Source organism: Halocynthiibacter styelae, from assembly GCF_016123485.1.
Classification (GTDB): Bacteria; Pseudomonadota; Alphaproteobacteria; order Rhodobacterales; family Rhodobacteraceae; genus Halocynthiibacter; species Halocynthiibacter styelae.
Genome location: NZ_JADCKQ010000014.1, coordinates 77733 through 91798, shown reverse-complemented (window position 1 = coordinate 91798; position 14066 = coordinate 77733). Strand labels below are relative to the sequence as shown.

Annotated in this window: 12 protein-coding genes; 8 read left to right on the top strand and 4 right to left on the bottom strand. The window is 56.3% G+C overall.

Annotated elements, in window-relative coordinates:
- Positions 1-481 precede the first annotated feature (481 nt).
- Both H1D41_RS15845 and H1D41_RS15840 read right to left on the bottom strand, forming a co-directional pair.
- Positions 482-1555 (bottom strand): ParB/RepB/Spo0J family partition protein, encoded by a 1074-nt coding sequence (locus H1D41_RS15845; protein ID WP_228849836.1) that lies wholly within the window; start codon positions 1553-1555, stop codon positions 482-484.
- A gap of 3 nt (positions 1556-1558) precedes the next feature.
- Positions 1559-2863 carry an AAA family ATPase gene (locus H1D41_RS15840; protein ID WP_107496252.1) on the bottom strand — a complete coding sequence of 435 codons (1305 nt, stop codon included), beginning with the start codon at positions 2861-2863 and terminating at the stop codon, positions 1559-1561.
- 473 nt (positions 2864-3336) lie between these two features.
- Here H1D41_RS15840 and H1D41_RS15835 point away from each other — a divergent pair, with 473 nt between their 5' ends.
- The 8 genes from H1D41_RS15835 (at position 3337) to H1D41_RS15800 (ending at position 12152) form a co-directional block, all read left to right on the top strand.
- Positions 3337-3966, top strand: coding sequence for a DnaA N-terminal domain-containing protein (locus H1D41_RS15835; protein ID WP_228849835.1), 630 nt, complete (start codon positions 3337-3339; stop codon positions 3964-3966).
- Between the two features lie 51 nt (positions 3967-4017).
- Complete coding sequence (locus H1D41_RS15830) at positions 4018-4278, top strand: type II toxin-antitoxin system ParD family antitoxin (RefSeq protein ID WP_228849834.1); 261 nt, start codon at positions 4018-4020, stop codon at positions 4276-4278.
- Positions 4271-4564 (top strand): type II toxin-antitoxin system RelE/ParE family toxin, encoded by a 294-nt coding sequence (locus H1D41_RS15825; protein ID WP_228849833.1) that lies wholly within the window; start codon positions 4271-4273, stop codon positions 4562-4564. Before H1D41_RS15830 ends, H1D41_RS15825 begins: the two co-directional genes overlap by 8 nt.
- A gap of 206 nt (positions 4565-4770) precedes the next feature.
- On the top strand, positions 4771-6348 hold the full coding sequence (locus H1D41_RS15820) for an ABC transporter substrate-binding protein (protein ID WP_228849832.1): 1578 nt from the start codon (positions 4771-4773) through the stop codon (positions 6346-6348).
- 233 nt (positions 6349-6581) lie between these two features.
- Positions 6582-8693, top strand: coding sequence for a hydantoinase/oxoprolinase family protein (locus H1D41_RS15815; RefSeq protein WP_228849831.1), 2112 nt, complete (start codon positions 6582-6584; stop codon positions 8691-8693).
- Positions 8693-10345, top strand: a complete 1653-nt coding sequence (locus H1D41_RS15810; protein ID WP_228849830.1) for a hydantoinase B/oxoprolinase family protein — start codon at positions 8693-8695, stop codon at positions 10343-10345. Before H1D41_RS15815 ends, H1D41_RS15810 begins: the two co-directional genes overlap by 1 nt.
- Entirely contained in the window at positions 10342-11409 is a 1068-nt protein-coding gene (locus H1D41_RS15805; RefSeq protein WP_228849829.1) for a pyridoxal phosphate-dependent aminotransferase, read from the top strand. Before H1D41_RS15810 ends, H1D41_RS15805 begins: the two co-directional genes overlap by 4 nt.
- Positions 11406-12152: a maleate cis-trans isomerase family protein gene (locus H1D41_RS15800; protein ID WP_228849828.1), complete on the top strand. Its 747-nt coding sequence runs from the start codon at positions 11406-11408 to the stop codon at positions 12150-12152. Before H1D41_RS15805 ends, H1D41_RS15800 begins: the two co-directional genes overlap by 4 nt.
- Here H1D41_RS15800 and H1D41_RS15795 read toward each other — a convergent pair.
- On the bottom strand, positions 12143-12469 hold the full coding sequence (locus H1D41_RS15795) for a hypothetical protein (protein WP_228849827.1): 327 nt from the start codon (positions 12467-12469) through the stop codon (positions 12143-12145). The genes H1D41_RS15800 and H1D41_RS15795 overlap by 10 nt on opposite strands.
- Before the next feature lie 57 nt (positions 12470-12526).
- Positions 12527-14065 carry a trimethylamine methyltransferase family protein gene (locus H1D41_RS15790; protein WP_228849826.1) on the bottom strand — a complete coding sequence of 513 codons (1539 nt, stop codon included), beginning with the start codon at positions 14063-14065 and terminating at the stop codon, positions 12527-12529.
- Position 14066: the final 1 nt, after the last annotated feature.

Here is a 14066-nt window from a genome sequence, read left to right as displayed (position 1 = left end):
TCAGCCGTATTCGCCGGGCGCGCCACACCCAATGGCGCGTGAGATTGCAGTTTCAGCCAGTCCGTCTGGAAGGCTTCCACATCCTCTGTCATCCAGCCCTTCGGCCCCAGCAGCGCTGCAAGTTCCTGTTTGAGCGTCATCACACACCTCTTTGACAACCACATTCTTTACCATGGGTTATCTCTGATCTTACGCCGCATCAGGCGCAAGAAGTTCTTCCCCGTTACAATAATTTCTTCCATGTCGTTGCAGGTCAGAAGGCGTTCAGGGACGGTCATGCACTTCGTTTCTCTACATTATCGTTATGATATTATACATTTCAATCAGTAGCTTAGATGATTTTCGCCTGAGAATGCGGAAACCTGGATCAATAAGGTAACCCATGGGTTACCATGCCGTCTGTCTTGCAGTAAATTTCCGCCCCAGACAAAAAAAGGTAACCCGTGGGTTACCCTTTAAAGTCGTTCATCTGCCTGTCAGATCAGAGCGAGGTAACCCGTGGGTTACCTTTTCCCAATGCCTCTTCAAAGGCGCGGATCGCTTTTTCAAGCTGCGCCCGCGGGACAGAGGCGAAATCATCCGGGCTGACAATCCGGCATTCACCCTTGCGCGCTGTGACCTTCATATTGCCCACATGAAATTCGAATTTCTCACGCGGTGCGGCGGCGGGTTTATCCGCTGCAGGTTTCTTTTTTGAGGCTTCAACAAACTTCGCCAGGATATCATTTTGTGCGCCGCGATCCGGTGCAACGGCCAGATCCGTACGCAGGGCAGCTGCCCCTTCGACATTCTTCAAAGCGCGGGCCACATCCACACCCAGATTGCGCGCCACGTCTTTTGGCCATTTCAGATCATCGCCCAGGGCACACAACAGGAAGACAAAACTGCGGATGTAAGATCGTTTCATCTTATGCAGAGATCCGTAAAGACGCGGCACCATGGCGTCGGGATCAATCTCATCAATCGCCGGATCCGCCGCGGCGGTAATCGCAACCTGCGCCATTTCCGCGAAGGTCAGGTCTTCGCGCACGACGTTTTCTTCGACCATATCCACGTAGCGATCCAGCCGCGCACCCTGCCCTTTTTCGACGCGCGCGATAATGCTGGCAAAACGATCTTCACCGGTTTCTGCGCGCAATTGGCTAAGCGCCGTAAACCGCCGCCAGCCTTTCTTCAACTGATAGCGGCCAGCGTCGTCCAGATAGACTTCGACCGGTTCTTTCTGCCCGCGTTGCTGGATCGAAGATTTCAGCTCTTCCATCTCATCCGATGCCGCGACGGCCTCAAGTTCCAGGCGATCGCGCGGCAGATCAGATGTCTCGATTTCTTCCAGCGGGATATCAACCAGCAGACGCCCTTCGTCCTGGGCCGCGCGGAAATCTTTGGCGTCCTGGGCGTTCTGACGGCGTTGTTCAACTTTTGCTTCGGTCGCTTCCTGAAGGCTTTCCGCCGCCTCACGCACCGCAGCCCCCATAGGCCCGACGGACCGTTTACGTTTGCCTGCCGCCGGATCTGCATCAAGCGGACCAAAACCGAATTTATTACCTGAAGACATTTATCATACCTCCTTTTTGCTGCTCTCATTCCGCCAGGCCGGCAGAACGGTTTGCAGGAATTCATCATAGGCGCGATCGAAACTCTGGCGTGCCCGTTTCCAGGTTTCCCGCGTCATCTGACGATAGTCCTGTTCATAAACGGACATCTGAAAACGACCCGATTGTTCAACCGCACGGGTCATTTCAATCGGGTTCTGGCAGACATCCGCGCCAAAGACATTTCTGAACGCATCCATCATCGCGCTGTGCAGCGGATTGGTGTTTTCAAAACGGGTCATGAGAATACGGATGTCATGGAAATGTTTCGGCAGATTTAAACCTGCGTCCTCAGCCAGGCTTGCAAACCCTTCGGAAATATCCGCCATGGCATCGCCAAGTTGCCCCAGATAGCTGGTGGTTGAATCATATTCCCAATAGCCGGGGCCTGACGGGATATAGAGAATGTCAGACGCAAAGGCTGCGTTCAGGGACTGATAGCCAATCGCAGGCGGGCAATCGAAAATGATGATGTCATATTGGTCATCGGGCAGTTCATCGAGGTAACGGGCGACGCAGCCAAAGAAGCTCCAGGCTTTGTGCATGGACCGGTATTGCGCAGAAGCAAATTCCACAAACGCCGCATTGGCGCAGGACGGGATAATGTCGATGGTCGGCCAGCAAGTCGGCTGGATGAAATCCTGAAACCGCTGTGATCCGATGGACTGCACATCTTCCGGCAGCTCATCCGCAGAAGGGTAGGGGCATTCATCCGGATCGTCATAAGTGGCGGTGATCCGGTCGGCTTCGCGGCAGAGATCGCGGCACATAATGCCCCAGACCGTGTTCCATTCCTTCACCTCAGTGATGCCCATGGAATGGGTCAGGGTCGCCTGCGGGTCAAAGTCAATGCACAGCACGCGGTAGCCATCCAGGGCTGCGGCGTTTGCCAGATGCTGGGCCACCACGGTTTTACCAACACCACCTTTAAAGTTAGAAACCGCAACCCGCATCGCGCGACCTTTGGGGCGTTCGGGTTGCAGGGATTTGCCGCGGAAACGGAGACGGCGGCGAAGTTCGTTGATCTCTTCCAGGCTGAACCAGCGCTGACGGCCATCATCTTCGGTTTCGCCCTGGGGCAGGGAGGGATCATCCGCCAGCTTTTTGCGCAAGGTATCGGCGGGGACATCAAACATGAACTGGCTGATTTCCCAGATAGAGAAGGGACGCAGTGCTTTAACCTCACCCGGGCTGAAGGTCGAGCGGCGAACAGCAGCCTGTTGGGTGAGACTGCGTTCATTCATATTCTGAAGGTCTGTATGGTCTCGCATTTAATCTACTCTTGTTTTTCTTCCTCACATCCTGAATAACGGGAAAAGGCAGATATAGCAAAACTCATTTTGTAAAATCGCGTTTTTTTACTTTTTCGGTATTTTTCCAGGAAAATCGGGATGGTTCAGGAAAATTAAGGTGACTAATACAGGTATCTGAGACAAAATAGGGTGACACAGAACAGGGAATAAGGTGACACTAGGCTGTCCCCCTTAACCATTAAACCTGATTCAATCTTTATTTCTTTTGAAAAGTGAGTTTTCCCGTATTCTCCCTTCTGTTGACAAATTACGGGAAAACATGCCTCAATCAGATTACAGCAGAATCGGACAAAAGATCCGAAACAGATTGAGCGGTAGAGTCCATGCAAACGAAACGATACACTGGCTTAAATGCCGGTTCCTTAAAGTATGACCTGTTAACAGCTTTAACAGTAACCGGGCTTCATGGCAGCCCCGGGCTTCAGGCAACTATGATCCGTCTCACTGCATTGATCACAGCCAGATACAACTGGACCCAGGATGAACTGACGGTTGGTCAACGCGATATCGCCCGGATGTGGAACCTGAATGAACGCACGGTGAAACGTGAAATCAAACGCTGTCTGGATGCCAAGATTCTGATCTGCAAACGGCAGGGTGTGCGGGGCAGGGTCGGGGCCTATCGTCTGAACCTGCCAGAGATCTATCGCCTGTCTCAGCCCCATTGGGATGCGGTTGGTCCGGATTTTGTGGAACGGATGCAGGAAAGTGATCCGCGACAGCAGGCCCAGCCAGAAACGCCAAAAGTGGTCCAGGTGAATTTCGCGCCTGTTCCTGTGGATGAACCGCTGCCGGAAGAGAACACAGAGACCGCAGATCAGTCCCCGCGCGGCAGATGGCGACAGGTGGCGCGGCGTCTGAAGGAATTGCAGCCGCAGCTATGGACCAGCTGGTTTTCAAAGTTGCAGTTCTTATCGGGCGAGGGCAGGGTGATTTGTCTGAAAGCGCAGAACCGGTTTTCCAGCCAGTATATCCTGACGCATCTGGATCAGATGTTGCATGAGGCGATCGAAGCCGAATTTGGGCCTGGGTTCCGGTTGCAGATCCTGCATGAGGGCTGATTTACAAAGATTGTCATTCTTTGTATGATCAACGCAAAGACGGAGACGCCAATGCATATTTCCCTGACAGACCGCCTGGATGACTATGTGCGTGAGAAAGTATCATCGGGGCTTTATAACAATGCCTCTGAGGTGATCCGCGAGGCGTTGCGCCGCCAGATTGCGCTGGAAGAAACCAATGTGTTGAAACGGGAACGTCTGCGTGCCGAGATTGATCCGGCCTGGCAACAGGCGGAACAGGGGGCTGCGGTGCCTTTTGATCTGCAGGGTATTCTGAGCGAGCTTGATCGCGAAATGAAACCGGATGCCTGATCTGCAGATTACGCTACTGGCCCGCAGTGATCTGATGGACATTGGTCGGTATACCCAGGAGACCTGGGGTGTTGCGCAGCGGAACAGTTATCTTGGCGCGCTTGCGCATCTGTTTGAACAGATTGCTTCTGGCGAGGTTGCGGGGCGGGCGCGGTCTGAGATCCGGGAAGGATTGTTCAGCACGCGTTGTAACCGCCATATTGTGTTTTACCGGACCGGTGCGAATGCGCAGATTGAAGTGCTGCGTGTCCTGCATGAACGTATGGATTTCGCCCGACATTTCTAAAGGCTGCTGGGGATGGGCAAATAAATCCATGTCTCGGACCATGTTTTCTTTGTTTGTCTGAAATGGCTTTCGCGGGAAATCCTCTGGCAACCGGAGGATGACAGTCAGACTGTCCCCCTGTGCCCTTTGGGAGGAGGCGCGCGCAGGGCCGGTCTGATCCGACATCCCCTGGCTGTTGTGATCATAAACAACAGTGGAGGACGACAATGACAATTCATAAGAAACCAAATGGCGGGATTTCACGGCGCGGGTTTGTATCCACCGCGCTTGCAACTGGCCTGATCGTGCCGGCAAGCTTCAGCATGACCGGTGCTGCGCGGGCGGATGAACCGAAACGCGGCGGCAGTTTCCGTATTGCTTTTGGCAGCGGGTCGACGACCGATACGCTGGATCCGGCGACCTATGAGGGCACGATCAATACGGCGACCGCCTATCTGTATGGCAACAACCTGGTTGAAGTGGATGCCAGCGGCAATCTGCAGCCGGAACTGGCTGAAAGCTATGCGTCTGACGATGCGACGACCTGGGTGTTTAACCTGCGCGCAGGTGTGGAATTCCATAATGGTCAGACCCTGACCCCGGCTGACGTGATTGCGACCATTGATCACCACCGTGGTGAAGGATCGACATCTGCGGTGAACGGGCTGGTCTCACAGATCAAGGAAATGCGGGCAGAGGGCAACAGCGTTGTTTTCGTGTTGGAAGGCGCAAATGCCGACTTCCCATTCATTCTGTCCGATTACCACCTGATCATTCTGCCATCCAAAGACGGCGCGCTGATTGATCCGCAGGGCGGCATTGGCACCGGCGGTTATGTGGTTGAGGTGTTTGAACCCGGCGTGCGCACCAAAGGGCGGCGGTTTGAGAATTACTTCAAATCTGATCGTGCCCATTTTGATGAGGTCGAATTCCTGACAGTGATCGACCCGACCGCGCGTCAGAATGCCCTGCTGTCCGGGGATGTGCAGGCGATTGACCGGGTGGATCCGAAGACGGTTTCCCTGCTGGGCCGTGCGCCGAATGTGAATATCCTCGAGAAAACATCAAGCCTGCATTACACCGTGCCGATGCGCGTAGATGCGGCACCGTTTGACAATTATGATCTGCGCATGGCGCTGAAACTGGCGGTGAAACGTCAGGAACTGGTGGATAAGATCCTGCTGGGGCATGGGTCTTTGGGCAATGACCACCCGATTTCTTCCAGCGCGCGTTACTATAATGCGGATCTGGAACAGCGGGAGTTTGACGCGGATAAAGCGCGTTACCACTATGAGAAATCCGGTCATTCCGGCCCGATCCAGCTGTCGTCTTCTGATGCGGCCTTTGCCGGTGCTGTTGATGCGGCGCAGCTGATTAAAGCATCTGCGGAACAGGCGGGGATCAATATCGAAGTCGTGCGTGAACCGACCGATGGCTATTGGTCCAATGTCTGGAACAAAAAGCCATGGTCCTTCTCTTACTGGTCCGGGCGTCCGACAGAAGACTGGATGTTTGCATCGGCCTATACCAATGACACGGAATGGAATGAAACCGCATGGCGTGCCGGTGAGGCCGCGGATCGGTTCAACGCTGTTGTGCTTGAGGCCCGTTCTGAACTGGATGATGCCAAACGCCGTATGCTTTATGCCGAAGCCCAGACCCTTGTGAATGATGATGGCGGGTCGCTTGTGCCGATGTTTGCCAACCATATCATGGGTGTCGCCACCAATGTTGCCCATGGCGATATTGCCGCGAACTGGGAAATGGATGGTGCCAAAGCGCATGAACGCTGGTGGTTTGCCTGAAGATAACCGCTGCCCGGGCTGGTGCGTTTTGTGCTGGCCCGGTTATTTTTCCGACTGGTCGCTTTTGGGACAGATACCCCAGGCGGTCCCGTGAAAACTGAACCTATGAAACAGATGATCACACCAAAACGATTAGATCGTCGCGCCACGGGCTGTGACCTCGTTACGCATTGCTGAGGCCTTGCCCTTGAGGGGCCGGGAACTGACAGCGATACGAACGAAGGAAGACCTCTATGACATCCCCTACGGCAGCCCATGATGCGCTGCGCCTTGCCATTGATATTGGCGGCACATTTACTGACACGGTTCTGGTTTCCGGTGAAGATACGATCCTTGCCTCAACCAAGACCCTGACCACCCATCAGAACCCGGCGGACGGCGCTATGGAAGGCGCGAAACGGGTGATGGGGCAGACCGGGCGCAGCCTGGCGGAGGTCACCGGATTTATTCATGGCACGACTTTGGCCACCAATGCGCTGATCGAGAGGCGCGGGGCGGATGTGGCGACGATCTGCACCGAAGGCTTCCGCGATATTCTGGATATCGGCTATGAGCGGCGCTATTCGCAATATGATATTAACCTGGAAAAGCCCGATCTTCTGGTGCCACGCGAACGGTCTTTTGTGATTGTGGAACGCATGTCATCTGAGGGCGAGGTTCTGATCGCGCTGGATGAGGGCGCGGTTGACGGGCTGCTTACAGAGATTGACGCAAGCGGGGCAGGGGCCGTGGCGATCTGTCTGATGCATTCTTATGCAAACCCTGCGCATGAACAGCACCTGCGGGATCTGATTGCGGAAAAACGCCCGGATCTGGTGGTGTCGATTTCATCTGACGTCAGCCCTGAGGCCCGTGAATTTGACCGGCTGTGTACCACGGTTGCCAATGCCTATATTCAGCCACTGATGGAAACATATCTGGCGCGGTTTGCGGATCAGTTCGCAGCTGAGGGTGTCAGCTGTCCGATCCTGATGATGACCGCTGGCGGGGGCATGTGTACGGTTGAAACCGCTGCGCGTTTCCCGATCCGTCTGGTGGAATCTGGTCCGGCTGGCGGGGCCATTCTGGCGGCGCGGATTGCGGCGCGTGCGGGGCTTGATGAGGTTCTGTCTTTTGATGTGGGCGGCACGACGGCCAAGCTGTGCCTGATTGATAACGCCCGCCCGCAAACGTCGCGATCATTTGAGATTGCCCGGGCTGCGCGGTTTATCAAAGGATCCGGCATGCCTGTGCGCATTCCGGTGATTGAGATGATCGAGATCGGGGCAGGGGGCGGATCCATCGCCGGTGTCGACCGTCTGGGGCGTCTGACCGTTGGTCCGAAATCTGCGGGGTCTGAACCTGGTCCTGTGGCTTTCATGCGGGGTGGGACTGAACCCACGGTGACGGACAGCGATATTACGCTTGGCTATATCGTGCCGGATACATTTGCCGAAGGGCATATCAAACTGGACCCTGATGGATCAAAACAGGCGCTTTCCCGTGTAATAGGGTCTGTTTTGGGTCTTGACGCCGTGGGGTCAGCCGATGGTGTTTCGCGTATTGTTGATGAAAGCATGGCAAGTGCCGGACGGATGCATGCGGTGGAAAGTGGCAAGGATCTTGGCCCGCGCACGATGATTGCGTTCGGTGGCAATGGCCCGCTGCACGCAAGCCGTGTGGCGCGGTCTGCCGGGGTCAACCGCATCGTGATTCCGCCCAATCCGGGGGTTGGGTCTGCGGTGGGTTTCCTTTTTGCGCCGGTCAGTTTTGAAATTGTGCGATCAAAATATTCGCTGCTGAACTCCATGGATATGGATGGGGTCAACGGTTTGTTTGATGCGATGATTTCTGAGGCGAAAGAAGTTGTCGTTCAGGGGGCGGGCGATGCCCCGACCGAAGTTCTGCGCACAGCTTTCATGCGCTATAATGGCCAGGGGCATGAGATAGAAATTTCCCTGCCGGATCGTGCTTTGACGGTGGATGATATCGCGCCGCTGACCGCGGCCTTTGAGGAAGAATATCGCAAACAATTCTCGCGCCCTGTGCCGGGGATGGAGATCGAAATTCTCAACTGGGCGGTGCGGGTTGCGACCCGTGACAGCGATGTACCACCGGTGCCTGCGACACCTGCGCAAAACCCGTTCACCGTGACAGACACGCGCCCGATCACCTGTGATGTGGATGGTCAGGCGAAGGATGCGGCTTTTGTCGCGCGCGCGGATATGAAACCCGGCGATCATGTGCCCGGGCCTGCGCTGATCCATGAACCGCAGACCACGACGCTGGTGTCGGCGGATTTCTCTGCCCATCTTGATGCAATCGGAAACCTTGTCCTGATCCAGGACCAGAAAGGAGACGCATAATGACCGCTGATCTTTCCCCCGCTCGTCTGCAAGTCATGTGGAACCGTCTTCTGGCGGTGGTTGAGGAACAGGGGCAAACCCTGATCCGTGCCGCCTTTTCCCCGATTGTGCGGGAATGTGGTGACATTTCTGCCGGGATTTTTGACGCGGGCGGGCGCATGCTGGCCCAGGCTGTGACGGGTACGCCAGGCCATATCAACACCATGGCCGAAGCAGTGCTGCATCTGCGCGGGCGCTTTGCGCTTGAGGATATGAAACCGGGCGACATTTACATGACGAATGACCCCTGGCTGGCGTCCGGTCATCTGAACGATTTCTTGTTGATGATGCCTGCGTTCAAGGATGGGCAGGTGGTTGGCTTTACCTCCTGTACCTCGCATCTGGTCGATCTGGGTGGCCTCGGCATGGGGCCTGAAGGGTCTGATATTTATGACGAAGGCCTGCTGATTCCACCCTGTAAGCTGGTTGAGGCTGGCGTACCAAATGCGCTGTTGATGGATATCGTCCGGGTGAATTCCCGTGAACCGGTTGCCAATGAAGGTGATATCTACGCGCTGATCGCCTGTTGTGAGGCAGGCGTAAACCGCCTGGTTGCGATGATGGAAGAATTCGGGATCGATGATCTGGATGCGCTTGGCAATTACATCATTGATACGTCGCGTAAAGGCGCGCTTGAGGCCATCGCGGAGGTTCCGGAAGGCACCTATAAAAACGTGCTGAAGATGGACGGGTATGAAAAGGAACTTGAACTGCATGCGACCCTGAGCGTCAGCAAGGCGGGCATGCATGTGGATTTCACGGGCACGTCGGGGCCGTCGAAAAAGGGCATTAACGTGCCTCTGAACTATGCCACGGCCTATACGGTGTTTGCCCTGCGCTGCATTGTCGGGCCGGATATTCCGAACAATGCCGGATCACTTGCGCCGTTCACCGTGGACGGGCCGAAAGATTGTATCCTGAATGCACAACACCCGCTGCCGGTCGCTATGCGCCATACGCTCGGGCAGGTGACGCCGGATCTGGTACTGGGCTGTCTGCATCAGGCGCTGCCCGATCAGGTGCCTGCCGAAGGCGCAAGCTGTATGTTTGACCTGCCCATGCGACATGCGCCGGAAGTGGCGGCCAATGGCGGGCGCGAATTTGCGATTGAACCCGTGCATAACGGCGGGACCGGTGCGCGGCCTCATGCGGATGGTCTGTCGGCCACGGCGTATCCGTCTGGTGTGTTTGGCTCGCAGGTGGAAATCACCGAAAGCGTTGCGCCGGTTGTCATGTGGCGGCGGGAGCTTCTGCCGGACAGCGGCGGTGCCGGGAAATATCGCGGGGGTCTGGGGCAGCGGATTGAGATGACATCATCCAACAATGCGCCGTTCATTGTCTTCCTGTCCGTGGAACGTCTGAAATTCCCGGCGCTTGGCCGCATGGGCGGGCTGCCTGGTGCGCCGGGGCGTATTCGCTTCCGTGAGGGTGAAAGTGACATTCCCGGCAAGGGTGAATTGCGTGTGGAAGGCGGGGACTACCTGATCTTTGACACGCCTGGCGGCGGTGGTTTTGGCAACCCGGCGGAACGTGACGCTGATGCCCTGGCGCTGGATCTGAAACGCGGGCTTGTGACTGACACGGGTGCGAAAGCTTACGGGGGTGCATCATGATCCGGCCTGTTTCCCATGTTGAGGCCATGGCGGCCTATGCCCTGGCTGATCTGGGCGGGGCGGGGACCATTTCCCTTGCCCAGAATGAAAGCGCCTTTCCGGCAAGCCCTGCGGCGGTGAAAGCTGCACAGGATGTGCTGAATGATATGCCGCTGTACCCCGATCCGGACTGGCCGGAGTTGCGGGCCGCGATTGCGCAGGTTCACGGTGTTGCTGCTGAAAATATCCTGTGTGGTGCCGGCTCGATGGAACTGATCGGCTGTCTGATCCGCGCCTATGCAGGGCCTGGAGATCATGTGTTGGGCACGGATTACGGTTACGCCTATGTGGCCTCGGCCAGTGCCCAGGTGCAGGCGGATTATGTGAAAGCACGGGAGGTCGATCTGACGATTTCCGTGGATGACGTCCTGGCGGCGGTGACATCTGCGACAAAGATCGTGTTTCTCTGTAATCCGGGCAACCCGACCGGCACGTTGATTGCGAATAGTGAGATCATCCGTCTGCGTGAGAACCTGCGTTCTGACGTGTTGCTGGTGGTCGATCAGGCCTATGCGGAATTCTCTGACGCGCGGGAAGATCCGGCAGAGGTATTCGCCCTTGTTGACCGTGGTGACACAGTCGTCATGCGGACCTTTTCCAAGGCCTACGGGTTGGCCGGTGCCCGTGTGGGCTGGGGGTTGTTTCCCCAGGCGATTGCGGGGGAGGTGCGCAAGCTTCTGAACCCGAACAATGTGTCGATCGTCTCGCAGGCTATGGCGACGGCGGCGATGCGGGATCAGGCGCATATGCGCGATTGTGTGGCAAGTACCGCCGCCATTCGCGATGAATTTGCCGCGGGCTGCCGCGCGCTTGGCCTGCATGTGCCCCAGAGCCATACGAATTTTGTGCTGATGCGCTTTGCCTCTGCGGAAGCTGCGCAAAAGGCGGATGCGGCTTTGCGTGCGGAAGGGCTTTTGATGCGGGGCATGGGCGGTTACGGGCTGTCGGATTGCCTGCGCGCAACGATCTGTGAAAAACCAGTAATGGATCGCTGTCTGAATGTGCTGAAGGAGGTCTTGTCATGACTTATGAAACCCGGACGCGTGCGAAAATTGGTGTGCTGGTGCCCTTCACCAACACCAACCTTGAAGCCGATATGGATCTGATGCGCTGCCCCGATACCACGGTGCATTTTCAGCGTATGGGGGGATATGACGTGGATGAAATCCCGGGGTCTGACCAAATGGCGGGGCTGGGGGCATCGGATATTTCCCATGATCTGCGCATGATTTCCGGGGTGCGACCGGATGTGGTTTTATACGGCTGTACGTCGGCGACCCTGACCCACGGCCCGTCGTTTGATGCGGATCTGGCGCGGGATATTAAGGCGGGCAGCGGGGCGAAATGTTTCACGGCTGCGGGTGCGCTGGTGGCTGCGATCCAGGCATTGGGTGTCACGAAGGTTGGGTTTTCATCGCCCTATCTTGGGGAAATCAACGTGCAGGCGCAGGATTTCCTGCGTGCAAACGGGATTGAAACCGTGAAATGTGCCGACGTCGGGCGGGAGCTGGGCAACTATGGCCAGGGCGAGCTGACCCCGGATGAGGTCTATGACCTTGCCTGTCAGGCGGATGATCCTGCGGCAGAGGCGATTGTTTTAAGCTGCACGGACATGCGATCTGTTGAGGCGGTCACGCGGATTGAAGCGGCGCTGGGAAAACCCGTTGTCACGTCAAACCAGGCGATGATGTTTGCTGTGGCTAAAGCGTTGAGCCTGCCGCGGCACGACGGCCTGCCGGGGCGGTTGTTTGACCTGCTTCAGGGCTGATGATCTGTCGTGATGTAATTTTCATCTGAATAGGCAATACCAAGCGACAAAAAGCATTTCTGCCGGAGGTGCTTTTTCATTTCTGCTTCAAGATCTGCCAGCAACGCCTGGGTAAATGTGTTGTCGCGATGCGCTTTGGTCAGCATCGACAGTTGCAGCAGGCAGTGGCTGTGATGGTACAGATCCGTCGGGTAGGAGCGGCCCTTACATTCCCCTGACCCCGCATCATGGCGCTGAATAACCTGTTCGATCCCCCGCAAAAGCGCAGGTGCATCCAGGGTCAGATCGCTGGAATATTTCAGTTCAGCATGGGGCATTGTGTTTCTCCGATCATATGAGTGCCGGGGCGCGCAGGCAGGCGCACCCCGGGAAAATCAGGGTTCTTCTGTGCCGATCTCTTCTTTGCGTTTTGCCATATAAGCGTCAAGTTCTTCGCGAATGGCCGGGTCCATCGTGGGCTCTTCATATTCGCGCAGGGCCTGTTGCCAGATTTCTGTGGCACGGTTCAGCGCCGTTTTGGATCCGGCGGCTTCCCAGGCACCGTGGTTCTGCCAGTCAGACAGCATGGGGGAATAAAACGCCGTCTGATAGCGGGCCATGGTGTGATCAGTGCCAAAGAAATGCCCGCCGGTGGGCACGTCTTTGATGGTATCCAGACCCAGTTCCGCGTCGTCAAATTTCAGAGGTTTGAGGAATTCCATCATGTTCTGGATGATCTCAACATCCATGACGAATTTCTCATATGACGCAGTCAGACCGCCTTCAAGCCAGCCGGCGGCGTGATACACAAGGTTCGCCCCGCCCAGAACCGCGCCCCAGGTGGCCATCATGGTTTCATAGGCGGCCTGAAGATCAACGGCGTTCGACGCATTGGCGTTTGAGGTGCGGTAAGGGATGCCATAGCGGCGGCACAACTGCCCCGAGATCATGTTTGCCTTGCTGTTTTCCGGGGTGCCAAAGGCGGGCGCGCCGGATTTCATATCCACGTTTGAGGTGAAAGATCCATACATCACGGGTGTACCGGGGTTGACCAGCTGGGTCAGGGTGACGCCAAATAAAGCTTCAGCGTTTTGCTGGGCAAGCGCTGCGGGCAGGGTCACGGGTGTCATCGCGCCCATCAGGGTGAACGGCGTGATTGTCACCGGCTGGCCATGTTCTGCCATAGCGATCAGGCCGTCCCCCATCGCGTCATCAAACAGACGTGGGGAGTTGACGGAGATGATAGTGATCAGGCCCGGATCCTGGCGCATTTCTTCCAGGCTGATGCCACGTGAAATCGCCATCATATTGATCCCGTCCATCGCGCGGCCCCGGCCAATGGCGGTGGCGTGGAAGCTGAGGTCGGAATACGTCAGATTGGCGTTGTAAGTATCCAGATGACGGTTGTTTGCAGGCATTTCCTGCGGCGCGGTCACCTGGTTGCCGATCAGGTGAATGGCGTTGAAATGGTGGGCGAGCTTGATGAAGTTGCAGTAATCTTCATAATTCCCCGGATGCCGCCCGTTTATACAATCATGCACATTTGGCGGGCCTGCGACCAGGCCGAAATTCACGTGATCACCGCCAAGCGTGATGCGTTTCGCCGGGTTGCGTGCCGTCAGAGTGAAGGTTTCCGGCACGGTTTTCAGGGCTTCGTTGACGATGTTTTCATCCATGCGGATGGTCTTGGTGTCGCGATCGACAATGGCGCCTGCTTTCTCAAACAGATCCATGACGTTATCGCCCATCACGCGAATACCGGCCTCAGACAGGATGCGCATGGATGTGGCGTGCAGTTTTTCCAGCTGTTCTTCGTTCAGAAGTTCGGTCTTTGGCGCGGTGTTCATCACATTCTGCCAGGGCAGCTGATTGATCCCGCCACCGCTGCGTGCGCTTTTTCCCCGGCGTCCGCCGCTGCGTTTTTCTCGTGCCATG

What these genes read in the sequence shown, in the direction of transcription:
- H1D41_RS15820 (WP_228849832.1), top strand. Translation starts at nt 4,771, where the DNA reads ATGACAATTCATAAGAAACCAAATGGCGGGATTTCACGGCGCGGGTTT.
- H1D41_RS15805 (WP_228849829.1), top strand. Translation starts at nt 10,342, where the DNA reads ATGATCCGGCCTGTTTCCCATGTTGAGGCCATGGCGGCCTATGCCCTG.
- H1D41_RS15845 (WP_228849836.1), bottom strand. Translation starts at nt 1,555, where the DNA reads ATGTCTTCAGGTAATAAATTCGGTTTTGGTCCGCTTGATGCAGATCCG.
- H1D41_RS15815 (WP_228849831.1), top strand. Translation starts at nt 6,582, where the DNA reads ATGACATCCCCTACGGCAGCCCATGATGCGCTGCGCCTTGCCATTGAT.
- H1D41_RS15825 (WP_228849833.1), top strand. Translation starts at nt 4,271, where the DNA reads ATGCCTGATCTGCAGATTACGCTACTGGCCCGCAGTGATCTGATGGAC.
- H1D41_RS15835 (WP_228849835.1), top strand. Translation starts at nt 3,337, where the DNA reads ATGATCCGTCTCACTGCATTGATCACAGCCAGATACAACTGGACCCAG.
- H1D41_RS15830 (WP_228849834.1), top strand. Translation starts at nt 4,018, where the DNA reads ATGCATATTTCCCTGACAGACCGCCTGGATGACTATGTGCGTGAGAAA.
- H1D41_RS15840 (WP_107496252.1), bottom strand. Translation starts at nt 2,863, where the DNA reads ATGCGAGACCATACAGACCTTCAGAATATGAATGAACGCAGTCTCACC.
- H1D41_RS15810 (WP_228849830.1), top strand. Translation starts at nt 8,693, where the DNA reads ATGACCGCTGATCTTTCCCCCGCTCGTCTGCAAGTCATGTGGAACCGT.
- H1D41_RS15795 (WP_228849827.1), bottom strand. Translation starts at nt 12,469, where the DNA reads ATGCCCCATGCTGAACTGAAATATTCCAGCGATCTGACCCTGGATGCA.
- H1D41_RS15790 (WP_228849826.1), bottom strand. Translation starts at nt 14,065, where the DNA reads ATGGCACGAGAAAAACGCAGCGGCGGACGCCGGGGAAAAAGCGCACGC.
- H1D41_RS15800 (WP_228849828.1), top strand. Translation starts at nt 11,406, where the DNA reads ATGACTTATGAAACCCGGACGCGTGCGAAAATTGGTGTGCTGGTGCCC.